This window comes from Carboxylicivirga longa (assembly GCF_050589825.1).
Classification (GTDB): domain Bacteria; phylum Bacteroidota; class Bacteroidia; order Bacteroidales; family Marinilabiliaceae; genus Carboxylicivirga; species Carboxylicivirga longa.
Map to the genome: position 1 here is coordinate 249,291 of NZ_JBNGOZ010000003.1, position 24,387 is coordinate 273,677.

Annotated in this window: 19 protein-coding genes; 12 read left to right on the forward strand and 7 right to left on the reverse strand. The window is 46.0% G+C overall.

Annotation, left to right across the window (positions count from 1 at the left end):
* Positions 1–10 precede the first annotated feature (10 nt).
* Positions 11–2,476 carry an FAD-dependent oxidoreductase gene (locus ACRD7A_RS04215; protein WP_430811160.1) on the reverse strand — a complete coding sequence of 822 codons (2,466 nt, stop codon included), beginning with the start codon at positions 2,474–2,476 and terminating at the stop codon, positions 11–13.
* Between the two features lie 251 nt (positions 2,477–2,727).
* Between ACRD7A_RS04215 and ACRD7A_RS04220 the strand changes: the two genes are divergently transcribed.
* The 3 genes from ACRD7A_RS04220 to ACRD7A_RS04230 all read left to right on the forward strand — a co-directional run bounded on the left by ACRD7A_RS04220 (position 2,728) and on the right by ACRD7A_RS04230 (position 6,567).
* Positions 2,728–3,627 (forward strand): DMT family transporter, encoded by a 900-nt coding sequence (locus ACRD7A_RS04220; protein ID WP_430811161.1) that lies wholly within the window; start codon positions 2,728–2,730, stop codon positions 3,625–3,627.
* Between the two features lie 122 nt (positions 3,628–3,749).
* Entirely contained in the window at positions 3,750–5,168 is a 1,419-nt protein-coding gene (locus tag ACRD7A_RS04225) for an SDR family oxidoreductase (protein WP_430811162.1), read from the forward strand.
* A gap of 88 nt (positions 5,169–5,256) precedes the next feature.
* A complete protein-coding gene (locus tag ACRD7A_RS04230; protein WP_430811163.1) occupies positions 5,257–6,567 on the forward strand; it encodes a cryptochrome/photolyase family protein in 1,311 nt (436 codons plus the stop codon).
* A 19-nt stretch (positions 6,568–6,586) separates the two neighbouring features.
* On the opposite strand, the gene ACRD7A_RS04235 is transcribed toward ACRD7A_RS04230, so the two are convergent.
* Positions 6,587–6,952 (reverse strand): NifB/NifX family molybdenum-iron cluster-binding protein, encoded by a 366-nt coding sequence (locus tag ACRD7A_RS04235; RefSeq protein WP_430811164.1) that lies wholly within the window; start codon positions 6,950–6,952, stop codon positions 6,587–6,589.
* A 104-nt stretch (positions 6,953–7,056) separates the two neighbouring features.
* Here ACRD7A_RS04235 and ACRD7A_RS04240 point away from each other — a divergent pair, with 104 nt between their 5' ends.
* Entirely contained in the window at positions 7,057–7,473 is a 417-nt protein-coding gene (locus tag ACRD7A_RS04240; RefSeq protein ID WP_430811165.1) for an acyl-CoA thioesterase, read from the forward strand.
* Between the two features lie 21 nt (positions 7,474–7,494).
* Here the strand turns inward: ACRD7A_RS04240 and ACRD7A_RS04245 are convergent, their stop codons facing one another.
* The 5 genes from ACRD7A_RS04245 to ACRD7A_RS04265 all read right to left on the reverse strand — a co-directional run bounded on the left by ACRD7A_RS04245 (position 7,495) and on the right by ACRD7A_RS04265 (position 15,282).
* On the reverse strand, positions 7,495–11,391 hold the full coding sequence (locus ACRD7A_RS04245) for a leucine-rich repeat domain-containing protein (RefSeq protein ID WP_430811166.1): 3,897 nt from the start codon (positions 11,389–11,391) through the stop codon (positions 7,495–7,497).
* Positions 11,392–11,453: 62 nt separating this feature from the next.
* On the reverse strand, positions 11,454–12,479 hold the full coding sequence (locus ACRD7A_RS04250; protein ID WP_430811167.1) for a glutaminyl-peptide cyclotransferase: 1,026 nt from the start codon (positions 12,477–12,479) through the stop codon (positions 11,454–11,456).
* 6 nt (positions 12,480–12,485) lie between these two features.
* Positions 12,486–13,658 (reverse strand): MalY/PatB family protein, encoded by a 1,173-nt coding sequence (locus tag ACRD7A_RS04255; protein WP_430811168.1) that lies wholly within the window; start codon positions 13,656–13,658, stop codon positions 12,486–12,488.
* 67 nt (positions 13,659–13,725) lie between these two features.
* Positions 13,726–14,214, reverse strand: coding sequence for a DUF4625 domain-containing protein (locus ACRD7A_RS04260; RefSeq protein WP_430811169.1), 489 nt, complete (start codon positions 14,212–14,214; stop codon positions 13,726–13,728).
* 81 nt (positions 14,215–14,295) lie between these two features.
* Complete coding sequence (locus ACRD7A_RS04265) at positions 14,296–15,282, reverse strand: SDR family oxidoreductase (RefSeq protein ID WP_430811170.1); 987 nt, start codon at positions 15,280–15,282, stop codon at positions 14,296–14,298.
* Positions 15,283–15,629: 347 nt separating this feature from the next.
* Between ACRD7A_RS04265 and ACRD7A_RS04270 the strand changes: the two genes are divergently transcribed.
* The 8 genes from ACRD7A_RS04270 to ACRD7A_RS04305 all read left to right on the forward strand — a co-directional run bounded on the left by ACRD7A_RS04270 (position 15,630) and on the right by ACRD7A_RS04305 (position 24,261).
* Positions 15,630–16,391: an enoyl-CoA hydratase/isomerase family protein gene (locus ACRD7A_RS04270; protein WP_430811171.1), complete on the forward strand. Its 762-nt coding sequence runs from the start codon at positions 15,630–15,632 to the stop codon at positions 16,389–16,391.
* A gap of 24 nt (positions 16,392–16,415) precedes the next feature.
* Positions 16,416–17,747 carry a 3-hydroxyacyl-CoA dehydrogenase family protein gene (locus ACRD7A_RS04275; protein WP_430811172.1) on the forward strand — a complete coding sequence of 444 codons (1,332 nt, stop codon included), beginning with the start codon at positions 16,416–16,418 and terminating at the stop codon, positions 17,745–17,747.
* A gap of 3 nt (positions 17,748–17,750) precedes the next feature.
* On the forward strand, positions 17,751–18,986 hold the full coding sequence (locus ACRD7A_RS04280) for a thiolase C-terminal domain-containing protein (RefSeq protein WP_430811173.1): 1,236 nt from the start codon (positions 17,751–17,753) through the stop codon (positions 18,984–18,986).
* Positions 18,987–19,016: 30 nt separating this feature from the next.
* Positions 19,017–20,165, forward strand: coding sequence for an acyl-CoA dehydrogenase family protein (locus ACRD7A_RS04285; protein ID WP_430811174.1), 1,149 nt, complete (start codon positions 19,017–19,019; stop codon positions 20,163–20,165).
* A gap of 18 nt (positions 20,166–20,183) precedes the next feature.
* Entirely contained in the window at positions 20,184–20,927 is a 744-nt protein-coding gene (locus ACRD7A_RS04290; RefSeq protein ID WP_430811175.1) for an electron transfer flavoprotein subunit beta/FixA family protein, read from the forward strand.
* A 61-nt stretch (positions 20,928–20,988) separates the two neighbouring features.
* The gene (locus ACRD7A_RS04295) at positions 20,989–21,966 is read left to right on the forward strand and encodes an electron transfer flavoprotein subunit alpha/FixB family protein (protein WP_430811176.1); all 978 of its coding nucleotides are present in this window, start codon (positions 20,989–20,991) and stop codon (positions 21,964–21,966) included.
* A 223-nt stretch (positions 21,967–22,189) separates the two neighbouring features.
* Entirely contained in the window at positions 22,190–23,446 is a 1,257-nt protein-coding gene (locus ACRD7A_RS04300) for a 4Fe-4S dicluster domain-containing protein (protein WP_430811177.1), read from the forward strand.
* A gap of 26 nt (positions 23,447–23,472) precedes the next feature.
* Positions 23,473–24,261 (forward strand): (Fe-S)-binding protein, encoded by a 789-nt coding sequence (locus ACRD7A_RS04305; protein ID WP_430811178.1) that lies wholly within the window; start codon positions 23,473–23,475, stop codon positions 24,259–24,261.
* Positions 24,262–24,387 lie beyond the last annotated feature (126 nt).

Consider the following 24,387-nt stretch of genomic DNA (forward strand, 5'->3'; position numbering starts at 1 on the left):
ACCGTTATTTTTAAATAAACAGGTTCACATTAGCCTGTTCGGCTTCTTCGAGGTAATTAGCTACCCCGCCAATGTTAACCCCGTCGATCAGCTCTTCTTGCTTCACCCCCATAACGTCCATACTCATCTGACAGGCGATGAGGTTAATACCCGCATCCACTGCGTTTTGAATCATCACGTCAATCGAATCCACCTTCTTACTCTTCATGCGCATCTTCATCATTTTAGCACCCATACCGCCCATGTTCATGTTCGACAGTTTCAGGTCGCCGCTGTGTTTGGGCATCATCAGCTCAAACATCTTATCCATAAAGCCCTTTTTAAGCTTAGGCTTATTGGGCTTTTTAATCACATTTAAGCCCCAGAAGGTAAAAAACATGGTGACCTTTTTTCCCATGGCTGCCGCCCCGTTGGCAATCACAAAAGAGGCCAGTGTGCGGTCCATGTCGTCGCTAAATACAATCAGGGTTTTGTTATCGCCTTTGCCCTGCACCGAGAACCCCTCCTTCAGCACATCGTTTTTGCGGATAAGCGCCGTAATTTCACCGTTGGCCTTCTCGCGTTTTACCAATTCGTTACCCGTAACCTTACACCACGACTCCACATCTTTGTAAAAGCCCGGATCGTTGGCTTTGATCATCAGCTCCCCTTGGGTAGGTAACTTATCCATTTCGGATTTTAATTTCATTACCGGACCAGGACACTGCAAACCGCAGGCATCTACCTGCAATGCCGCTGTTTTTATCACTTGCTTTGTTTCTGTTTTATTTTCAGCCATGAGTTCTGTACTATCTGTTAACTGGATTCTGTTATCCTGGGCTTGCACGGCATTACGATACACCTTTAATCCACCCGATAAATTATACACGTCGGTATAGCCATTCTGACGCAGGATTTGAGCGGCAAGATAGCCCCTTAAACCTACCCCGCAATACAAACACACCTTTTTATCCTTTGGTATCCGGTGCATGTTGTCGCGAACGGTATCAATTGGAATGTTAATAGCGCCCTCCAACGCTCCCAAGGCAAACTCATCGGCTGTGCGGGTATCAATTAATACCATCTGCTCCCGGTCCATTTCATCCAACTCGTATGGCGACAATGGCTTAAACAGTCCCCGGATAATATTTTCGGCGTTAAAACCAGCTTGATTAACCGGGTCTTTTGCTGAACTGTAAGGGGGTGCATAAGCATGCTCAACCTCTTGCAGGTCATAAATGGTACCCTCATTTTTAATAATAGTAGCCAGAATATCCAGGCGCTTATCCACGCCTTTGTAACCCACAATTTGCCCACCGTATAAACGACCTGTTTTCGGGCAAAATGATATTTTAGTGGTAAGCTGCATGGCACCGGGGTAATAACCGGCATGCGATCCATTATTGACAATGGTAGAAGCAAACTCAATACCGGCCGCCTTTAAACTCTTGTCTGCCAAACCAGTGATACCGGCTGTTAAATCAAATACTTTAGCAATGGCGGTTCCGATTGAGCCCTTATAGGTTTTGGTGTGCCCATACGTGAGGTTATCGGCCAGGATGCGCCCCTGCTTATTGGCTGGACCGGCCAAAAAGGCTAGGCTTGGTTTAGCTGATATGGGGTGCGGAAATTCAATGCTATCGCCTACGGCATAAATATCATCCTGCGACGTTTGTAAATACTCATTTACCCAAACACCGCCGGTTTCACCAATCTTCAAACCGGCTTCCTTTGCCAGTCGCGCATCGGGCCGCACACCAATGGATAAGATCACAAAGTCGGCCGACAAAACTTCACCATCGGCCAGGCATACGTCTATGGCACCTGCTGGTGTTGATTGAAATGTTTGCACCGCGTTATTCAGGTACAGACCCACGTTATTTTCTTTAAAATGCTGATGCAAGCTGGCAGCCATCTCCGGGTCAAGCATATTCATCACCTGCGGCGCCGCTTCCACCACACTGACATTTAAGCCGCGTTGGTGTAAATTCTCAGCCATTTCCAAACCGATAAAACCAGCGCCTACCACAACAGCTGTTGCTGGCTTTTGATCATCTACAAAGGCTTTTATTTTATCGGTATCTTCTACGTTTCGTAGCGTAAATATATTGGGATGGTTAATGCCTTCGATGGGCGGAACAACCGGCATGGCTCCCGGCGAAAGTATCAGTTTATCGTACGTCAGATCGTATTTTTCGCCACTTTCGAGGTTATGCACCTGCACCTTTTTTTCGGCTGGCGCAATGCTGGTTACTTCTGAATGAATGCGGATATCGATATTAAACCAGGCATTAAAGCTTTCGGGTGTCTGCACTATTAGCTGATTGCGGTCCTTAATTACACCGCCAATGTAATACGGTAAGCCACAATTGGCATAGGAAATATGCGGTCCTTTTTCAAGCATAATGATTTTAGCCTTTTCGTCAACCCGGCGTAAACGCGCTGCTGTGGTGGCCCCTCCTGCCACACCCCCAACAATTACATAAACTTTACTCATCCTTTTATTGAAATTTTTCAGTATTGATGGGCAAAGAAACTAAAAGTCCATATATCTGCATATCCATATATGTATAAAAAATGTTAATCCCTTCCTAATATTTACTTATCCCCTTCGCAATCAACACTTAACTATTTATGAGTTACCCACGCTTCGTGCCAACTACAGAATCCTTGGTAAAGAATCCCAATTCCGGAAGCCATTAATGCAAACTATTCCTATTTTTGAACACACTTTACAGACACAAAATAATGATGAATTCCGTACTAAAAAGTCATGCCAAACTCCATTTTGTGGTATTGCTCTATGGCTTTACCGCCATATTAGGCAAACTAATTACGCTACCGGCCTCCCAACTCGTATGGTACCGTATGTGCATTGCTTTTTTGGCCCTGGGTGGATTTCTTTGGTACAAAAAGATACCGCTTCAGATTGGACGAAAAAGCATCATGCAACTAGTTGGTGTTGGGCTGATTGTGGCCCTCCACTGGATTACCTTTTTTCATGCCGTTAAAATAGCCAATGTGTCTGTCACGCTGGGATGTATGGCATCTACTACTTTATTTGCCAGCTTTTTAGAACCACTTATCTTTCGCAAACCTATAAAATGGATCGAAGTTTTGCTGGGCCTTCTTATAATTGGTGGGCTTTACCTTATTTTTCAATTCGAATTACACTATTGGAAAGGCATCTTAACTGCCTTATTATCGGCTTTCCTGGCCGGTTTATTTACCGTATTAAATAAAATTTTTATCCATAAGCATCATCCGGTAACCATTAGTTTTATTGAGATGGGCAGTGGCTTTATGGGTATTACTGTTTTCCTGTTAGTTAGCAATACACTTCCCGGCCAGTTACTGATGCCAAGCGCTACCGACCTTTTTTATGTGGCTATCCTGGCTATTGTTTGTACGGCCTATGCCTTTGTGGTTGCCGTGGATGTTATGAAGCTTCTATCGGCCTACACGGTGGTTTTAGCCATTAATATGGAACCGGTTTATGGCATCCTCCTGGCCTTCGCCATTTTTGGGCAAAGCGAATTTATGTCAGCCGGTTTTTATTTGGGGACGCTGGTTATTTTAACAGCAGTATTTCTACACCCGGTACTTTTAAGACTACAAAGCCGACGAACTAAAACAAATCGACGCTGATTTCCGGCAGGACGCTAACCCTGCCAAAACGAAAAATCGGCCATCACTAAAAAAGGCTACAGAAAAACCCAAAGCTGCCTGCGGGATACAGAACATTTAAGCGCGTTATTGTTTATACAAGTATGCGAATTTTATTAACAGGTGCCACGGGCTATATTGGTAAACGCCTACTGCCGGCTCTGATACAAAAAGGATATCAGGTCATTTGCCTGGTACGCGACCGGCAACGTTTTCATGCACCGGCTGCCTACCAACCTTATCTGACTGTTCTCGAAGCGGATTTAACACGGGCTGAAAGCCTGAAACAAATTCCGACAGACATTGATGCAGCCTATTACCTGGTTCATTCTATGGCAACCGATAGAAATTACGGAGAAACCGAAAAAGAGTCGGCCAGGCACTTTAGAATAGCCATGCAAAACACACAGGTGCAACAGGTTATTTACCTGAGTGGCATTACTAACGAAGACCAACTATCGCCCCACTTGCAATCGCGTAGAAATGTAGAAATGGAATTAGCCAAGGGGCATTACGCTTTAACAACCTTACGAGCCGGTATTATCATTGGGTCGGGCAGTGCATCCTTTGAAATCATCCGCGACCTGGTAGAGAAACTCCCAATTATGGTGGCTCCCAAATGGTTAAACACACGCTGCCAGCCCATTGCCATTGCCGACGTCATTCGCATTTTAACCGGTGCTTTATTTAATAAGGCATGCTATCAGGCTAATTTTGATATTGGCGGACCCGATATTCTGAGCTACAAGCAAATGCTACTGGGCTATGCTTCCGTTCGTAACATGAAGCGTTACATTTATGTGATACCGGTTATGACGCCCCGCTTATCGTCGTACTGGCTCTATTTTATCACCGCCACCTCCTACAAGCTGGCCACCGCTCTGGTTGATAGCATGAAAGTTGAAGTAACCTGTCGTAATCAATACATTAACAATATTTTAAACATACAACCCTTAAGCTATCAGCAGGCTTTGAAAGCGGCCTTTAGCGAGCTTAAGGATGCCCAGATATTATCCAGCTGGAAAGACACCCTGGTGAGCGGACAAAGCCAATTTCAACTATCCGACTTTATTGAAGTGCCTACCTTTGGCTGCTATATCGATAAGAGACAAATGTCTGTAAATAACACCACTAACACTCTTGATCGCATTTGGCGTATTGGCGGTACAACGGGTTGGTATTATGGCGACTGGCTTTGGTTACTGCGTGGTTTTATTGATAAGTTATTTGGCGGTGTGGGCTTGCGCCGGGGACGGACTAATATGGATGTAATACACGATGGCGATGTCATTGATTTTTGGCGTGTACTTTACGCCAATAAAGCAGAAGGCCGCCTGCTTTTATACGCCGAAATGAAATTACCCGGCGAGGCCTGGCTCGAGTTTAAACTCATCGATCAAACATTAATTCAAACGGCTACTTTCCGACCCAAAGGTTTACTGGGAAGGCTGTACTGGCTATCGGTTCTACCCTTTCATCATTTTATTTTTAACGGATTGATTAAAAAAATAGTAGGTAATTAAGCCGAATAGCAAAAGATATGCAGACCAATACTATTTCCTTAATGTGGAATTTCAATGAACAAAACCATCTTTGTCTTTTTAGATGAGTATGAAAATAACAATCCACTGGTTTCGGCGCGACCTGCGCCTGCTTGACAATACAGCCCTAAATGCAGCGCTGAGAAGTAACAAGGCGGTATTGCCTTTGTTTATATTCGACACTAATATTATTGAAGAGTTAGATAAAGATGATGCCCGTTTATCGTTTATATACAATCAATTAAAGAAAATAAACCATACACTAAAGCAAGACTATAACAGCGGAGTATGCATCGAGAAAGGATGTCCTGAAGCAGTTTGGAAAGAACTGCTTGAGCACTATGATATTGCTGAGGTACATTATAATCGCGATTATGAGCCCTATGCGATGCAACGCGATAGCGCTATAAAAAAGATGCTGCAGGAAGCGGGCGTAAAGGTGGTGAGTCACCGCGACCATGTGGCATTTGAGGCCCATAAAATCCTTAAAAAAGACAAGAAGCCTTACACGGTATATACACCTTATAAAAATCAATGGCTATCGCATTTTAAAAGTACTGAACACCCTGTTTCAGGGCTGGCTGATGGGACTTTTGCAAAATACAACAAGACATTTCCGGCCTTGGAGGAATTGGGTTTTCAGCCCTCGTCCATCCCTGTGCCTGACTGGTCTTTGGATAAACTGGATGAGTATGCTGCCGAAAGAGATATACCGGCCTGTGACAGCACTACGCACCTGGGTCCTCACCTGCGCTTTGGTACCGTGAGTGTGCGCCAGGTGTTGGCTCAACTGAAAGACCACCATCAGGTATTTTTAAGTGAATTGATATGGCGCGAGTTCTTCCAGCAGATACTGGTGCATTTTCCACAGGTGGTAAGCCGCAATTTTAAGCCTGCCTATGATAACCTTGCCTGGCGCAACGACACGACCGATTTTGAACGCTGGTGCACGGGTACCACAGGTTACCCGCTGGTGGATGCCGGCATGCGTCAGCTCAATGAAACAGGACAAATGCACAACCGGGTGCGCATGGTGTGTGCCAGCTTCCTGTGCAAGCATTTGCTAATCGACTGGCGCTGGGGCGAAGCTTATTTCGCACAGAAGCTACTGGACTATGAACTGGCCGCCAACAATGGCAACTGGCAATGGGCGGCCGGTACCGGCTGTGATGCCGCACCCTACTTCCGCATCTTCAACCCCTGGGAGCAGGCGCGCAAATTCGATCCTCAGGGGCTCTATATCCGTCGTTGGGTAAATGAGTTGGATAGCTTTCAATATCCGCCCCCAATGGTAGATCACAAGCAGGCGCGTGCCCGTGCCCTTGCCAGCTACAAGAAGGCATTAAACGAAAAAAGGCCGCCTCAAGAGACAGCCTACTAATACGATTAACCTACGGGCATTAGTGCTCACACTGATGCCCGTGGCCGTGTTGCTGGCACCCTATTCCTGAATCCTCAACTTTGTTATTCAAGTAATTTTGAGCCACTTGCATCACGTCACCTGAACAGCCTCTGAAGACACGAATACCGTGGGAATTCAGGGCATTGAGAGCTCCTGTACCCATGTTGCCGGCCAGCATTACACTTATGCCTTTCTGCTGCAGAACAGCAGCAATATTACTCTTACAGCCACACCCCGCAGGTGCTGCCATGATTTCTGTGTCGAGAATATTCTGCTCGGCATCCGCCGTAATAATTGTATAGGCTTCACAATGACCGAAGTGATCATCTACCACATTGTTCTTTGTTGGAATTGCCAGTTTCATAATTTGAGCCTCCTGATTTTTAATTTTTCACGGGCAAAATTACAATTTATTATGAGCAAATGCTCATTATAATTCATATTTTTGCTTGAAAATAAATTAATAGCATGAAGAATAGCTTTAACATTAGTGAAACACGCATCTGCAAAGCCATTTTCCCCAATACCCTGAATGCCAATGAGAGTCTATTTGGCGGCATGGCGCTTCAATGGATGGATGAAGCAGCCTACATAGCAGCCACCCGCTACACGCGTCAGCGCATGTTTACCGCCAGTACATCGGACATTAAGTTCTTAAGAGCTCTAAAGCCCGACTCCATTGCCGAGGTGATTGCCCGGGTGATCAAGGCCGATGCCGTGCGCCTGACCGTGCAGGTGCAAATCACCACCGAAGGAATGTATCATAATGATAAACAAGTGGCTATCGAAGGTCATTTTAATATGGTATCGCTGAATGAGCGCAATCGCCCTCAGCGCATCGATTATAGCATAACCGAAAAAATGACCGGCAAAAAGCCCATATGAATCGCGCGGCGAAAAAGATAATTACCACACAGCCTTAATGACAGTGCCCGGAAAAAAAGGATTGTGAATATCGGCCCTATAATCACGGTAGAAGTCCCCCTTTAAACTAATATAGTGTTTGCTCGTGTTGATTGCCTGTCCCGAGCGATACCAACTTATGGTGTTGGTCTTATCCATCACATCATTCACATAAACCGCACCAATACCATCGTCATAAGCCAGCTTATAAGTAATTCTCTGCTGCCCGCTAATGAGCTTACCCACTTTCTGGGGCAGACTGTAAAGCAAGGGCATAAGCTGCTCGAACTTGAGCCGATTGAGTGAGACATCAATGGTGTCCAGCTGCTTGCAGTTATGCAGATCGAGCTCTACTTTCTTTAGCTTATTGTTGCGCAAGGATAAATAACGCAACTGAGGTGCGTAGGCCGTAAAGGCAATGGAATCAAGGTGATTATTGCGCAGGTTCAGACGCTCTAAAGCCACCGTATCGGACATGATAGGCATAAAACCCAACAGATGATTGTCAGCCAATTGGATCTGTTTCAGCTGGCTTAGCGGACGCAGATCAGCATTGAAAGAATGCATCAGGTTGCCCGAAAGGTCAATATACTGAAGCAAAGGGCTCAACAAATCACGTGTCATCAGTCCGGCTATCTCATTCTGAGACAGCTGCAAATGCTCCAGTTGATCAAAGGCTTTAAAATCAGAAGGAACATAACCACGTAGATGATTATTGGAAAGACTAATGGATTTTACCCTACCCGATGCAGAAAAGGTAACGCCGTATAAGGCATTGAAGGAACGCGGCAGGCGCCTGCCCCGCCGTATTTGATCCCAGCCATCATTGCAATACCATTTATCGCCCTGCATCTCCTCATAAAAGCGACTTAAAGCCATTACTTCCTCTTTGGGTACAGCTACATTGGCATAGGCCTCGTAAGTATATTGCAGCCCCGGAAGATCGGGGTGCTTCACTGTGCAGCTAATCACCCCCTTAAAGTCGTCGTTAATCAAGACCTGATTACCTCGCTTATCAATCTCATTTCCATTTAATTGCCAATTTACCTGCAAGGCCTCAATGCGTGCAATCAGGGAATAGACCCGTTGAGTGGCATTAACCTTCTGCCAACGCAGTAAGCCCGGCAAGTATTGATTATGATAGCTAAAATAAGGGATGTTGCGGGCATAGGAACGACGTGCCCCTAATATGTAATCGGGCGACAAGTGATTGTTATCCAAGGTAACTGTATCCAGTTCAGTTTCTTTAGCTATACTCAGATTTACGTCGCTCAGTAGGTTATGATCCAAAAACATATGCTTCAGTTGAGGGCTCCAGCTAAGATCCAAATCAAGATTTCGTATACGGTTTTTGCGCAGGTTGAGAGTATGCAATTGCGAGCAGCCTTTAAAATCAATATATACCTGTTCAATGGCATTATTGGCGGCATTGAGTGACTCGAAAAACCAGCACTCATTCAAGTCCAGCTTCAACAGGGCTATATTATTATTGGCAAAATTCAAATGCTGCAAATTCATACTATTGGACAGATTGGCCACAAAGAAAAAAAGTTCATTATCTGATAAGTCAATTTCGGTAAGGTAAAACAGGTTGTCAAAATCGATATCGAACTGCACCAATCGGTTATTTTGTAAGTATAGAGTCTCTAAGTTATAACACTGATCGAGTTGGTTGTTAAAAAACGAAAGATTGTTGTGGCTCAGATCAAGATTTTGCAGTTCGCCCAACTCCTGAAACGAAAAGGCGATAAACGATAATCCATTATGCGAAAGATTCAAGTTGCGCAGTTTACGCATTTTACCCACTTCGGTACCGAGGTAGCGCAGCTGATTATGACTCAAATCGAGCGTACGCAGAAAGCGGCAGCTATCCAGATTATGAGCAAACTGCTGAAAGCTGTTGTGATCCAGCAAAAGATGATGCAGTCGAGGACAATGATTTAAATCGCTTTCGATGTAGCTAATATTGTTTTGCCCCAGGTCAAGAGACACCAACTGCTCATTACTCCTCAGGTTATAGTTAAAACGTGACAGATAATTATTTCGCAGATTCAGCTCTCTGAGCTGAGGCAACAGATAGAAATTGATTTTGGGATGACTAATCTGATTGTGGCTTAAATCAAGTACTTTTAAACGAAAACCATTCACCCTTGCATCGCTAAAGTCCAGCAAGCGATTATGGGCCAGGTTCAAAAGCTCTAACTGAAAATTAGCGCGCAGATCGAGGGCAAAAGTATCCAGCTTATTATGCGACAAATTAAGCATCTTCAGGGCGCGACAATTGAAGAGTTTTAGATCCAGCTTATCAATTTGATTATGCTCCAGCATCAAAGCCTCTAGCTTATCCTGATTAAGCATATCCACAGCGAATTGTCGCAGTTGGTTATTTGACAAGTCAAGTGTTTTGAGATTGGGGCAATGAAAGAGCTGCGCGTCGAAATGGCTGATCCGGTTGCCCTTGAGCAGCAGTCGTTCCAGCGCCCAGTTACGCTCGAAGTTTAACTTTAGGTCAATCAGATCATTATCACTTAAATTCAAATACTTAAGCTTTGGACATCTCCCCAGGTTATAACAAAAATCTTGCAAGCGGTTATTGGACAAATCCAGCTGTGCCAAGGCACTGCATCGTTCCAGTTGCGCCTTAAAAGTGCTGAGTTGATTATTGGCCAGCACTAAAATTTCCAGCTGATGATGATATTGTAGGGCTTGCTTAAATTCTGTCAGCGCATTATTACCCAAAAACAATTTATTGAGTCGTCTGTTTCGCTGCAAGCTGGGGGTGAATACTTCTAATCGGTTGTTGCCCAGATTGAGTATCTCAATTTGGGTACAAGCACTTATATCGAGCTCAAATTTCGTTAATTGATTACCCCATAAGTCCAATTCCTGCAAGGCTTTAGCGGGACTTAAGTCAATATCTAATTCAGTAATATCATTGGAATTTAGCAAAAGGCGCTCTAAGCTACTATGCTGCGGCAGCTCCGTTGTAAAGCGCCGCAAATTATTGAAGGATACATCCAATACTTCCAGGCGACTGCACCGGTCAATTCTTGCATTAAAGGAACTTAAATTATTGGATGCCAGATACAAACCCGTCAGATTGGTACAGGCATTCAAATCCATATCGAAACTTGTTAATGCATTATTACTCAAGGCCAGTTGCTCCAGGGCTCCACAGACTTGTAAGGACGCATCCAGATTGGTAAGCTGATTATAAGATAAATTAAGCTCCCGCAAGTGGCACACCGCCCTTAGGTTATGATTAAACTGCTGCAGCCGGTTATGATCCAGAAACAAGGTAGCAAGTCGGTTGCTTCCCGAGCCTTGAAGATCAAAATTCCGGATTTTGTTATAGCTAAGCAGGAGTACTTCTAGATGCTGAAAGCGATCCAGGTCAAGCGTAACTTCCTCCAGCTCATTTTTAATTATATTAATACGGCGAATAATATTCTTATCACTAAAGTTAAAGTCGAAGTGCGTGAGTCTGTTACCCGACAGATTCAGCTCCTCCAGGTGCCTTAACAAGTGACAGTTAAGCTCAAGATGACACAAGCCATTGCCATTGATATTCAGCACTTTAATTTTATTTTTATCAGAGAAATTTATTCGACAAAAGTCTACTTGGTTATGACTCAGGGTAAAGGCTCGGAGGTGCGGTAAGAACGATAAGTCGGCAAGCAATGTATCCCGCTGTAAAACGCCCACAGCTTGAATACCCACGATGCGCCCCTGTCTATCTAAACTAAGGTATTGTTCATCAGGTATACCATCTTTATTCTCATCAAATTCAGGGAACACATTCAATAAACGTTCAAAGACAGGCTGACCGGACTGCGCGTAAACCGCGTGCAGGCATAGGAAAAGCTGCAAAAAGGTAAGCTTGACTATATATTTGAACATGAGACAATTCTATTTTTTTAAGTAGATTGTTAATATTTGTTAACAAACATACTTTTTTTATTTCAGTTATCAAAGATCTGAGCCTTCCAAACAATGATGAATGGCCAGTTTTTTCCCGTAAGGTACACCAGGCTCCGCAAAGGATCATAGGCAATTCCGTTGAGAACTCCGGCCCTTGGATACTGCTCGCGGTTGATGCATGCCGATACATCTACTTCCATCCTTACCTTGCCCGTTTGAGGGTCAACCACCACAATGGTGTCATCGCCCAGCACATTGGCCCACACCAGCCCATTGATATACTCCAGCTCATTGAGGTACAGCACCGGCCCCCTGTGATTATATACATCGGTGCTTTTCCTGTGCTTCAGGGTCGGGGATAAATGCAAGAGATGATGCGATCCATTCGTAGCCATTAAGCTGCTATCCCCGGCGGTAGTCAGTCCCCATCCCTCCTCTTCGTATGGCTGTACCCACTGTTGCTGCAGGTTTAGGTCAAAACCATAGGCCACACTATCCTTCCAGGTAAGCAGTATAAGATGGTCATCATACACAGTGAGGCCTTCGGCAAAGATTGTTGGATCCAGGTCATGCTGCTGAAGTATGGCACCACTGCCCGGATCAATCTTACGCAAAGAAGAAGCACCTACCAGACCTGTCGACTCAAATAAATAGCCCTTCCACCACACCAGACCCTGCGTAAAGGCCTCTTCATCGTGGGGCAAGCGTGTGAAATGATCAATACTATACTGCCGGGGGCTTATGTCAGAAACCAGATAAATAACCTCCTGCGACTTACGCACCTTACCCCCGGCATAAAAAATCAGTTCTAGTGTGTTGCTCCCGGGCTTCAGCAAAGCAGCAGGCAGGATAAAAGCCCCGCTGTCACCACCTTGATATACACGTCCACTGGCGACATGCACCACTGAATCGAGTACCGCCATGCCCGGCGGTAGAAGATAAACAAGACTATCGCTGCTCGCCACTGTTTTCCATGCCGGGGAAAGCCCTGCCGACGGATGTTCAAGGTATATACCACAACTGCACAACAGCCGGAGAGCGCCGATAAGTAAGATCCATTTATGCATGGGCGGTTATTTCATGCGGGCTTCCCTGATCTGCTGCAAGGCTTGCTGCAATGTGGCACGCGGACTAGCCACATTAAGCCGCATGTATCCTTTTCCCTCACGACCAAATGAAAGACCATCATTTAAACCAACCTGTGCCTTATTCACAAGGAAATCGCGTAAATCTCTCTGCGACATACCCCAGCTGCTGAAATCAATCCAAAGAAGATAGGTAGCTTCAGGGCGGTAAAAAGATAGTTCTGGCAGGTACAAGCCCAGATATTCCTCTATAAACATTATATTCTCCTCCAGATAGTTCTTCAAGGCGGTAAGCCAGGCATGCCCCTTGGTATAAGCCGATGTGAGGGCAAGACCGCTAAACACATGACCCATCTGCAGGTGCAAGCGGTTCTGCATAGATTGATAGGCCGATAACAATGCCTCGTTTTTGCTAATCACATAAGAAGTACTGAAACCCGCAATATTAAAGGTCTTGGAGGGAGCCATAAACGACAGACTGTGCAGGGCGGCCACATCGCTGATGCTGGCATACGGAATGTGCCTGTGCCCGAAGAGTGCCAGGTCGGCATGTATCTCATCAGCCAGCACTAATACCTTGTGCTGATGGCAAATGTCGGCGATCCTCTGCAGCTCCTCACGCGTCCACACACGTCCCACGGGATTATGAGGTGAGCAAAGAATATATAGCTTCACCTCCGGACGTGCCGCCTGTTCCTCCAGCAGCGCAAAGTCAATCTCATACCGCCCATCCACATTGCGTAGCGGGTTTTTCACCACCTGACGCTTGTTATCGCCAATAATAGAATAAAAAGGTGGATAAACCGGTGTATTGATAATCACCCCATCCCCTTCCTGCGTCAACGACAGGAGCGAGAAGGTGAGTGCAGGTACCACACCCGGTGAATACTCAATCCATTGGGGTGCCACCTCCCAATCATGCACTTGCCGGCACCAATTTACGATGGCATCTGAAAAAGCATTCTGTCTGATGGTATAACCATATATCTCGTGGCTAGCTCGCTCAAGGATATCGGCCTGCACCTCTGGGGGTACCGCAAAATCCATATCGGCTACCCAAAGGGGTATTACCTCCTTATTGCCAAAATACTGCTGCCTCAACTCCAGCTTATAGGCATCGGTGCCACTGCGATCAATGGGTGTATCAAAGTCGTATGTCATAATATTGTAATTGTTACGATCTAAAAAAGGGGCCTAGGCCCCTTTCATTCATAATTTTCTAAATGCTTTACTGAGCGCTGACAATCTGAATATCGATGGTTTCAATAGCCTCATTGGGCACTTCCGCGTTGTCGTTAAACACTATTGTCAAGCGATAATTACCACTCAGGCAGGCTGCTTCTATAGGTATCCCAAATAACTGTGCTTCATTCACTTCCTTGGTCTTTTCGCCATTAAATTGTAGGGTATGCTCCATTTTGGGCTCCTCTGCAGGTTTCCAGGGAGTAGCAAAACCCTTTAGCTGAGCACTGCCCGGCAAGGCATCCAGGTATTCAATGGTAATGGTGCATTTGCCAAGGCCCTTATTATCGCTAAAGGCAGCCACGAAAGGCACATTAGTTTGTCCGTTACTTTTCTCAAAAGCCTGACCTGCTGTGGGACTTGTAATGCTAACGGTTGGCGCTGTTGTATCGGGTCCTTCCTTCTTGTCGTCGCTACCGCCACCACAGGCTGCCATCGTTAAAACAACAAGCAGCACAGATAAAAATCTAGTCATCTCATTCATAGGATTAAATTTTAACACAAATATACATTTTTTTCATAGTACAGCCCACCGTAATAGTCAAATCTTCGAGCTCTATTTCAGGTTTTCCCAATACCAGGCAATGGCTTCTTTTAACCCATCGTGTATACTATATTGTGGTACATAGCCAAGCAATCGGGTCGCCTTATCGATGGATGCCAGGCTATGGGGTATATCGCCTTCTCTGGCGGAGCCATAGGTAATTTTCACCTTCGCTATATCATCATCAAATTCGCTGAGAAAGGTTTGCAGGTGCCCCACCAATTCATTCAGGGTAGTGCGCTGACCGTAGGCCACGTTATAAACCGTGTTGAAAGCCTGCTGATCACTCGTAGTGGCTGCCAGCTCGTTGGCTTGCAGTACATTATCAATATATGTAAAATCGCGCGAGTAGCTTCCGTCACCATTAATCACCGGAGATTCTTTGTTAATCAGGGCTTTCACAAACTTAGGTATTACCGCCGCATAAGCCCCATCAGGATCCTGACGTCGGCCAAAAACATTAAAGTAGCGTAATCCGATAATCTGCATGTTATAAAGACGGGCAAACACATCGGCATATAACTCATTTACATACTTGGTAATGGCATAGGGCGATAAAGGTTTCCCAATAACGTCTTCCACCTTGGGCAGGTTGGTGCTGTCACCATAGGTTGATGAACTGGCAGCATACACAAAGCGCTGCACACCGGCATCGCGCGCTGCCACCAACATATTTAAAAAACCGGACACATTCACATCATTGGAGGTGATGGGATCGGCAATGGAGCGCGGCACGGAGCCCAGAGCCGCCTGATGTAAAACCACTTGTACACCTTCAACAGCCCTTTTACAATCATCCATATTTCGGATATCACCTTCCAGCAAAGTAAAATTGTCATCCGATAAAAAGGATGCTATATTTTTGCGTTTGCCAGTGGCAAAATTGTCAAGGCAAACGACAGTATTATTTTGTTTTAACAATTTCTCGCACAAGTTAGAACCAATAAATCCGGCTCCACCCGTTACCAGCACTTTTTTATTATTAAGTATTTTATTCATCCATTATCGACTTTAGAAATGTAAAAGTAGCAAAGCGTTGCCAAAAAATAAATTATTGCCCCATTTTGTAGGTATAAAATTGGGGTACCCTCATAAGTTGAGGCTAATTATGCAATACAATATGGGATTACAGAGGTGCTTACAGTGTTAAGGCCACCAGTTTAAATGCGCCTCAGATGTAAAACAAACCCCCGGACGTTTAAGGGCCGGGCGTTGCGTGATGGTTTATTTACTTCCTTACTTACCGAAAAGCCTTAAACCTGACTATACTTCAATCATAAAAAAGACATTGAAATCTTAAAATAGTTTCCATAACTTGAAAAGGATTCTATTAAAGATGATTTTTTATGAACCACCTCACCTTCACAGAACACGATGCTGTTGGCACTATCACCTTTTCGCGTCCCAAGGCTCTCAACGCCATTAATAGCGAAGTACTCAAAGAACTAAATGCCCTCCTGGAAAAATTAGAAGCCAGTGAGCACATTCGTGTGGTTATACTTACCGGCGAAGGCAAAGCCTTTATAGCTGGTGCCGACATTGCTGAGATGCAAGGGAAGTCGGAACAGGAGGCTAAAACTTTTTCCCGCTTAGGGCATGATGTGATGAACCGCATTGAGCAATCACCATTGCCATTTATCGGCGCCCTCAATGGCTTTACTTTGGGAGGCGGCCTTGAAATCGCTTTGTCTTGCAGCTTTCTGTTGGCTGCCGAAACAGCTAAGTTTAGCGCCCCTGAAGTCAATCTGGGTCTGATTCCGGGCTTTGGCGGTTCACAGCGTTTGGTACGCGCTATTGGGCTGAATAATGCCCGCTATTACTTGTACACTGCCAATATGTTTGATGCCACAGACGCCCTGCGAATGGGATTGGTTCAGGCTGTTTATTCCAATGAAGAATTGATGGATAAAGCACTGGAATTGGCAAGAATGATTGCCACAAAAGGGCCAATGGCGATACAGTCCCTGGCAGCTGTTGTGAATGTTGGATTAGAGAAGGGCTTTGAAGCTGGCTGCTTAAAAGAACAACAAGTGTTTGGCTCTTTGTTTGATAACGAAGCGCAGGAAGGGATGACGGCTTTCCTCGAAAAACGCAAACCGCTGTGGTAAAGTAACCCAATTATACTATATACGATGAGTCACCTGGATAGATTTAAAAACATCAGTGTTATTGGTGCAGCCGGTAAAATGGGAAGTGGCATATTGCTTCTTAATGTTTTGCATGCAGCTAAGTTGATGCACCATGGACCTTACATTGGGCAGACATTTGTAATTAATGCCATTGATCAAAATTTTGAGCGCTTGCAAGGGGTAATGACTTACCTTAAAGGGCAGCTCCTAAAGTGGGCTGAGAAAAACATTGTGGAACTAAGAAAACTCTTTGCCAATCGGGCTCATCTGATTGATAATAAAGATATCATTGAGGCCTTTGTGTTCGAAGCGCTGTCAATAGTTAAACCATCCATTAATATGGAGGCGGCCTATCATTCGAGTCTGGTATTTGAAGCCATTATTGAGGATGAGACCATTAAGGCATCTGTTTTGAAGCAAATCAATGATAATAATCCGTATGAACCATATTTCCTGACCAACACCAGTGCTATTCCCATTGAGGTGCTGAATCAGAAAGCGCAGTTGGGTGGACGTATCATCGGCTGTCATTTTTATAATCCGCCGGCGGTACAAAAGCTAATCGAGGTGGTTGAATTGAAAGGCGGGCATCCGGAGTTGAGTAAAATCGTGGATGGTTTTGCCCGGCACATGGATAAACTCATCGTGCCTTCTTTCGATGTGGCAGGCTTTGTTGGCAATGGCTTCTTTATGCGTGAAATTTTATTTGCCGAGAAAATGTATAATGATCTGCGAAAGGGACTGGGTGCGCAACAGGCATTACTGATTACGAATAAAGTCAGTCACGAGTTGATGATGCGCCCCATGGGCATCTTTCAGTTGGTCGACTATGTGGGTATAGATGTCTGTGTGTTGATCATGAACGTGATGAATACTTACCTCGATGAAGAAATTGTCAGCCCTTTACTAACCAGTCTTTTGGAGAAAGGCGTCAGAGGTGGGCAACACCACGATGGCTCTCAAAAAGCGGGTTTGTTCAGCTACGAGAAAGGCCGCGCTGTTGAATTGTATGATCTGGATGCCGATAAGTATGTTCCCATTGAAGCACCTGCTTTGGAAGCTGAAAAATATTTGTCAGTACAGACAAAAGTCTATTCCTGGAATCAGCTGAGTCGCTCGAAATACCGGGAGCAACATCTGAAAGAAACCTTTGAGAACCTGGCTCAGGAGGATAGTCGTGGAACCCAACTCCTGAAAACCTACATGACAGCCATGAAAGCCTTAGGTCTTCAACTAAAGGAGGATGGTGTCACCGCATCCACTGATTATGTCAATGCCGTGATGATGAATGGATTCTATCACTTGTACGGACCCGTTAACGATTATAATTTCTAAGCCATGCAAAAACGTGTTTTTTTAGTAGCCGGATATAATACGGTATCGCTCGGGAGCGGACGTTCGGAGTTCAATCCAAAAAAAGAAAACCCGGGACTGGCGCATTACATACAGGAAGCCGGGCGTAAGGTATTGGAGCGCATTAATGGGGCAGAACAGGTGGATGAAAGCGTTATCGGTAACTTCATTGCTTCTCGGTTCAATAACCAGGCGCACCTGGCGGCTTTTATTCCTTCTATCGATGAAAAACTGAAATACAAACCCGCTGTAAGGGTCGAAGGGGCCTGTGCTTCGGGCGGACTGGCGGTGATGACTGGCGTGAAGTCTATCCTGGCTGGCACGGCAGAGGTGGTGCTGGTGCTTGGTGTGGAAGTTCAGAATACCGTGAAGGCCATGTATGGTGCCGATTTTTTGGCTCAGGCCGATTATTATCCGAAACGAAAAGACGGGCATGCCTATTTTTTCCCTGGCAAATTCAGCGATCGCGCCGGAGCTTATGCTGCTGCCTATGGCGAAGCCTATATGCGAAAAGGACTGGCGCAATGGTATGTTAACTGTGTAGAGAATGCGCGTTTGTGTGAAACAGCACAGGAATACGAAAATAGAAACGAAAATTTAATGGAGATGGGCTTGTTGCCCCCTGATGGTAGTCGTTTTGTGGATCATCTTAATTACACCGACTGCTCTAAAGTATCGGATGGGGCTTCGGCCCTCGTTCTTGTGTCGGAAGAAGGATTGAAGCGAACCGGCCTACCACTAAATGAAGCCATTGAGCTGGTGGGTTTTGCTCAGGTTGAGGATAACATCATGGAAGAGCCGGCTGATCCTTTGGAATTAAGCACTACCAAAGCGGCTGTTAACAGAGCGTTAAGCATGGCTGGCATCGGAAATGAACAGCTGGCAACGGTGGAAACGCACGATTGCTTTACCATTGCCGGCGTATTGGCAACAGAGGCCATTGGTTTTGCAGCCAAGGGGCAAGGAGCAGCCTATGTGGCCGAAGGCAACACGGCGCGTAATGGCACTATCTCTTTTAATACCACAGGCGGACTAATTGCCTGGGGACATCCAACCGGAGCTACCGGCGTGCATCAGGTGGTCACTATCTGGCAGCAACTCACCGGTCAGGCTGGTCAGGCTCAAATCAGTGTTCCGGCTAATAAGCCTTACGGGCTGACGGTGAATATGGGCGGTAATGATAAAACGGTGGTCAGCATGGTGTTTAAGCAATGTAAATAGAATGCTCCCTAAACAAATAACTATAGACAGATGAATTTCCAATTAACAGAAGAGCAAATAATGATTCAGCAGGCTGCCCGCAATTATGCGCAGCGTGAGCTGATACAGGATGTGATTGAGCGGGATGAGAAAGCCATTTATCCCACCGAACACATTCGTAACCTGGCCGAACTGGGTTTTCTGGGCATGCTGGTTGATCCTAAATATGATGGTGGCGGCATGGATACGGTGTCCTATGTCTTGGCCATGGAAGAGTTTTCGAAGGTCGATTCCTCAATTGGGGTAATAATATCGGTTAATAACTCGCTGGTGTGTTACGGGTTGGAAAAGTACGGCACCGAAGCCCAGAAAGAGAAATACCTCAAACCGCTGGCCCGTGGTGAAATAACAGGTGCCTTCCTGCTGTCTGAGCCGGGTGCCGGTTCCGATGCGACCTCGCAGCAGACCAAAGCCACTGATATGGGCGATCATTACCTGGTGAATGGCGTTAAAAACTGGATCACCAATGGTAACACGGCTTCGGTCTATCTGCTGATGGCACAAACCGATCCGGGCAAAGGGCATCATGGGATCAATGCGCTGATAGTGGATCGGCACGCCGAAGGCATTACGCTGGGGCCACATGAAAACAAAATGGGGATGCGCAGTTCAGATACGCATTCGGTGCAGTTTACCGATGTGAAAGTACCCAAAGCTAACCGTATTGGTGAAGATGGCTTCGGCTTTAAGTTCGCCATGAAAACGTTGGAAGGCGGGCGGATAGGTATTGCATCGCAGGCTTTGGGGATTGCTTCAGGGGCTTACGAGTTGGCGCGTAAATATGCCATGGAACGAAAAACTTTCGGCAAGCCGATTATCAGGCACCAGGCCATTGCCTTTAAGCTGGCCGATATGGCCACCGAAATAGAAGCCGCCCGGTTTCTCTGTCTGAAAGCCGCCTGGCTCAAAGATCAGGGACAGCCTTACGGCATTGCCAGTGCCATGGCCAAACAGTATGCGGCCGATATGGCCATGCGCGTCACTACCGAAGCCGTGCAGATTCATGGTGGATACGGCTATGTAAAAGAGTACCATGTGGAGCGGTTGATGCGCGATGCCAAGCTGACGCAGATCTATGAGGGCACTTCCGAGATCCAAAAGATCGTCGTATCCCGGGCCATTGAAAGTGGCGATATTTAATTAACTAAAACAAGAACCATGAGAGTATTCGTTTGCATGAGTTATGTACCTGATACCACCACCAAAATACGTTTTAAGGAAGCTAATACCCAGTTGGATGATGCAAGCATCCAGTGGGTAATTAATCCATGGGACGAGTTGGCCTTAACGCGTGCTGTTGAACTGAAGTACGACGCCGCATCGCCTGTGGATGAGGTGGAGATAGTAATGGTTGGTGGGGTGCGCTGCGAACCCATCCTTCGCAAAGGATTGGCTATTGGCGCTGATAAAGCCACCCGAATTGATGTGGAACCGCTGGATGCCTTTCAGACAGCCACTCAGCTGGCAACCTATCTACAAGGAAAAGATTGTGGGTTTATTGTTTGCGGCATTGAGTCGGGCGATTACAACGAGGCGGCCGTGGGCGGTATGCTGGCCGAACTGTTGGATTATGCTTCGGTGTCTTCGGTATCTTCTGTTCAGTTTGATGGGGACGCACCAGTTTACCAGCGTGATGTGGCCAATGGCAAAGAGCAGGTAAAAGTGGATGGACCGGCCGTTTTGATTGTGCAAAAAGGCTTCGCCCGTGTGCCTAAGATACCCAATATGCGTGGGATCATGACGGCCCGAAGCAAGCCATTGGATGTGATTCCAGCCATAGAAGTTGAGCCTCTGGTGGAGTTTGTTGAGTATGCTGCTCCGCCAGCCAAAGGCCGGGTGAAGATGCTTAACACGCCGGAAGAGTTAGTGCGAAGCCTGAGTGACGAGGCAAAACTCCTCTAACACACTTAAAAATATATCGCCAGAATCAATCACACCATTATTAACATCTTAAATCAGGACTATGTCGATACTCGTATATATCAGAAATGTTGGGGGACAGCTAAAAAAGCAGAGCCTTGAACTAAGCGCTTATGCCAAAGCGATGGCTGATGCCTTGAACCTTGACGTGACAGGTTTGGTAATTGGTACCATGGCCGATGGTGAATTGAAAAAATTAGGTAACTATGGCATGAGCCGTGTGCTTAAAGTAGATGATGAGCAATACAATCAACGGGTGAACCGCGTTTATACGCGTATTGTGGAGCAGGCAGTGAATAAAACGGATGCCAAATACATTCTGTTTCCCGATAATGCGCAGGGAAAAGCCATTGCACCTCGCCTGTCAGTGCGCTTAAGAGCCGGTTTTATTCCACAGGTATTGGATTTGCCTTCATCGTTTGAACCATTCACCGTTAAGAAGCGAGCCTTTACAGGCAAGGCCATTGCAACGGTAACAGCCCATACCGAACGCGTTATTCTGACGCCCATGCTCAATAGTTTTGGCTTACCGGAAAATGCCCAGGACCTGGAGATACAAAGCTTCGAACCACATATTGAAGAGCCTGACTCACGATTGGAATTGGTTGGCAAACAGTTGAGTGAGGAAGGGGTGCAGCTGGCAGATGCCGATATTGTTGTAAGTGGCGGACGGGGCATGCGCTCGTCTGAGAATTTTGCCATGCTGGAGGAACTGGCTGCCACGCTGGGAGCCGCAACGGCTTGTAGTCGACCCGTGGCCGATGATGGCTGGCGGCCGGCCGATGAACACGTGGGACAAACAGGTAAGATTATTGCCCCGAACATCTATTTTGCCATTGGCATATCCGGTGCTATTCAGCATGTGGCCGGGGTGAGTGGCGCCAAGTGCATTGTGGGCATTAACTCCGACCCCGAAGCGCCCATTTTTGAGGTGGCCGACTACGGCCTGGTGGGCGATGCTTTTCAGATTGTTCCGGAGCTAAATGAGGTGTTCAGGAAGCATATGCACGAGAAAAAGTAAACTTCTGCCTTCTACCCTCTGTCTACCAACTATCAAACTAATAATATATGAAACGACCATATAAATTTGATTATCCATATTGACACACAGGCGGATGATCTAATCTTTTGGGAGTTCCATCTGACCATTGAAAAATAAATTTGAACAGATGAAAACAAGTCTGAAATACTCATATCTCAATATAAAACTACTGGCTACTGCCTAAAAACTATTTAACTTATTTATGAATCAACTTGTTTTTACCATACTACTCATTGCCGCCATGGCGGTTTTGCTACGTTCATTCTGGCAGATACGCGCAAATTTTGCCCGAACCCGGGAGGTGGCGTTCGACGGACAGGTGATGAAACGCCTGCGCTTAACCGCAACAGTCGCTTTGGGACAAACTAAGATTCTGCGCAAGCCCTTCATCGGCCTGATGCATGCCCTCGTGTTCTGGGGTTTTATCGTGATTACCATCGGAAGCCTTGAGATGGTGATTGATGGGGTGTCAGGCTGGCATCGCTCATTGAGCATTCTGGGGCCTTTCTATACTTTGATTGCTGCCAGCGGCGATATTTTTGCCTATGTGGTGCTGGCCGGCATTGTTCTGTTTCTGGCGCGTCGCCTGTTGATGCATATCCGGCGGTTCGATGGAGTTGAGCTGACCAAAGCCAATAAAACGGATGCCGCCATTGCCTTGGGTTTTATCATGCTACTGATGCTGTCGTTGATTGGACTCAATATGACCGATCTGTATCTGCATGGTGATGCCTTGCCGGGTGCCTATCCAATATCGGCCTGGTTATTGCCCTATTTCGATTTATCAACAGTTAATGCTGAAGTGATGTATAAGTTTTATTGGTGGTCGCACATTTTGCTCATCTTTATTTTTGCCAACTACCTGCCTTACTCCAAGCATTTTCATGTGTTCATGTCCTTGCCCAATGTGTTTTTTAGTAACCTGAATCCGTTGACCTATCTGCCTTCGATGCCTGAAGTACAAAAAGAGGTGGCGCTGATGCTGAGTGGTAATGCTTCTGATGCAACACCACCGGAACAAGCCCAGCGTTTTGGCGTGAAGGATGTGGAGGACATCACCTGGAAAAACTATATGGATGCATTGACATGTACCCAATGTGGGCGTTGTACGGAGGTGTGCCCGGCCAATATTACAGGTAAACTATTATCGCCACGAAAAATCTTTGTTGATATTCGGGCCCGGATGGACGATAAAAGTAAGAATGGCTCGGGTAAATTCCTGTTGGGCGATTATATCTCTAAGGAAGAGCTATGGGCCTGTACCACCTGTAATGCCTGCGCCCAGGAATGCCCTTTAAATATCAGTCATCCGAACCTGATAATGGATATGCGCCGTTACCTGGTGTTGGAAGAGGGCGCTGCCCCGGATGAACTTAATGCCATGTTTGCCAATATCGAAAACAACGGGGCTCCCTGGAAGTATTCGGCCGAAGACCGCTTGAAATGGACAGAGGCCTAAAGCATTTTTAATCGTAAATCACACGCATGACGAAGATAGATGTGCCAATAATGGCAGAAGTAAGTGCACAAGGGCATCAGCCGGAATACCTGTTTTGGGTGGGCTGTGCCGGTGCCTTTGATAAACGTTACCAGAAGGTGACGCGCGCCTTTGCGCAAATACTCAATGCGGCAAAGGTGGATTATGCCGTTTTAGGCACTGAAGAAACCTGTACGGGCGATCCGGCTAAACGGGCTGGTAACGAAATGTTGTTTCAGATGCAAGCCATGCAGGTCATCGAAACGCTTAATGGCTATGGCGTGAAGAAGGTCATTTGCATCTGTCCGCACTGTTTCAACATCCTCAAAAACGAATACCCCGAACTGGGGGGCGACTATGAAGTCATCCATTATTCAGCGTTTATTAACCAGCTGGTCGACAGTGGTCAGATTCTGGTTAATCAGGAAGGCTTGAAGAATAAACGTATTACCTATCACGATCCCTGTTACCTCGGACGCGGAAATGGTATTTACGAAGCGCCTCGTAAGGTGATTAGCCAGTTTAAAATTGATTACCGGGAGATGAAACGCGCTAAGAGTTTCTCGCTTTGTTGCGGGGCTGGCGGGGCGCAAATGTTTAAGGAAGCGGAAAAGGGGCATAAAGAAGTATATGAAGAACGTACGGCCGATGTGTTGGCAACCGGGGCGAATATCGTGGCTACTGCCTGTCCGTTTTGCATGACCATGCTAAGTGATGGGATTAAATTTGCTAATAAGGAAGCGGAAGTAACTAATATGGATATTGCAGAGCTCATTGCTCAAAACCTAGTGGATTAAAACAGGATGTGACTATAATAAGCCATCGGGAACTAGTAGTAAGTTCCATTTTAATTAAGTATTTAGGGGATGGCTCTCTTGCGTAAGATGCTTATAAAGAACCGTTCCCTAAAACTTATTGAATGC

Bases quoted from the DNA above. Each gene is read 5' to 3' on its own strand.
- ACRD7A_RS04215 (WP_430811160.1), bottom strand. From the start codon at position 2,476: ATGAGTAAAGTTTATGTAATTGTTGGGGGTGTGGCAGGAGGGGCCACC.
- ACRD7A_RS04220 (WP_430811161.1), top strand. From the start codon at position 2,728: ATGATGAATTCCGTACTAAAAAGTCATGCCAAACTCCATTTTGTGGTA.
- ACRD7A_RS04225 (WP_430811162.1), top strand. From the start codon at position 3,750: ATGCGAATTTTATTAACAGGTGCCACGGGCTATATTGGTAAACGCCTA.
- ACRD7A_RS04230 (WP_430811163.1), top strand. From the start codon at position 5,257: ATGAAAATAACAATCCACTGGTTTCGGCGCGACCTGCGCCTGCTTGAC.
- ACRD7A_RS04235 (WP_430811164.1), bottom strand. From the start codon at position 6,952: ATGAAACTGGCAATTCCAACAAAGAACAATGTGGTAGATGATCACTTC.
- ACRD7A_RS04240 (WP_430811165.1), top strand. From the start codon at position 7,057: ATGAAGAATAGCTTTAACATTAGTGAAACACGCATCTGCAAAGCCATT.
- ACRD7A_RS04245 (WP_430811166.1), bottom strand. From the start codon at position 11,391: ATGTTCAAATATATAGTCAAGCTTACCTTTTTGCAGCTTTTCCTATGC.
- ACRD7A_RS04250 (WP_430811167.1), bottom strand. From the start codon at position 12,479: ATGCATAAATGGATCTTACTTATCGGCGCTCTCCGGCTGTTGTGCAGT.
- ACRD7A_RS04255 (WP_430811168.1), bottom strand. From the start codon at position 13,658: ATGACATACGACTTTGATACACCCATTGATCGCAGTGGCACCGATGCC.
- ACRD7A_RS04260 (WP_430811169.1), bottom strand. From the start codon at position 14,214: ATGACTAGATTTTTATCTGTGCTGCTTGTTGTTTTAACGATGGCAGCC.
- ACRD7A_RS04265 (WP_430811170.1), bottom strand. From the start codon at position 15,282: ATGAATAAAATACTTAATAATAAAAAAGTGCTGGTAACGGGTGGAGCC.
- ACRD7A_RS04270 (WP_430811171.1), top strand. From the start codon at position 15,630: ATGAACCACCTCACCTTCACAGAACACGATGCTGTTGGCACTATCACC.
- ACRD7A_RS04275 (WP_430811172.1), top strand. From the start codon at position 16,416: ATGAGTCACCTGGATAGATTTAAAAACATCAGTGTTATTGGTGCAGCC.
- ACRD7A_RS04280 (WP_430811173.1), top strand. From the start codon at position 17,751: ATGCAAAAACGTGTTTTTTTAGTAGCCGGATATAATACGGTATCGCTC.
- ACRD7A_RS04285 (WP_430811174.1), top strand. From the start codon at position 19,017: ATGAATTTCCAATTAACAGAAGAGCAAATAATGATTCAGCAGGCTGCC.
- ACRD7A_RS04290 (WP_430811175.1), top strand. From the start codon at position 20,184: ATGAGAGTATTCGTTTGCATGAGTTATGTACCTGATACCACCACCAAA.
- ACRD7A_RS04295 (WP_430811176.1), top strand. From the start codon at position 20,989: ATGTCGATACTCGTATATATCAGAAATGTTGGGGGACAGCTAAAAAAG.
- ACRD7A_RS04300 (WP_430811177.1), top strand. From the start codon at position 22,190: ATGAATCAACTTGTTTTTACCATACTACTCATTGCCGCCATGGCGGTT.
- ACRD7A_RS04305 (WP_430811178.1), top strand. From the start codon at position 23,473: ATGACGAAGATAGATGTGCCAATAATGGCAGAAGTAAGTGCACAAGGG.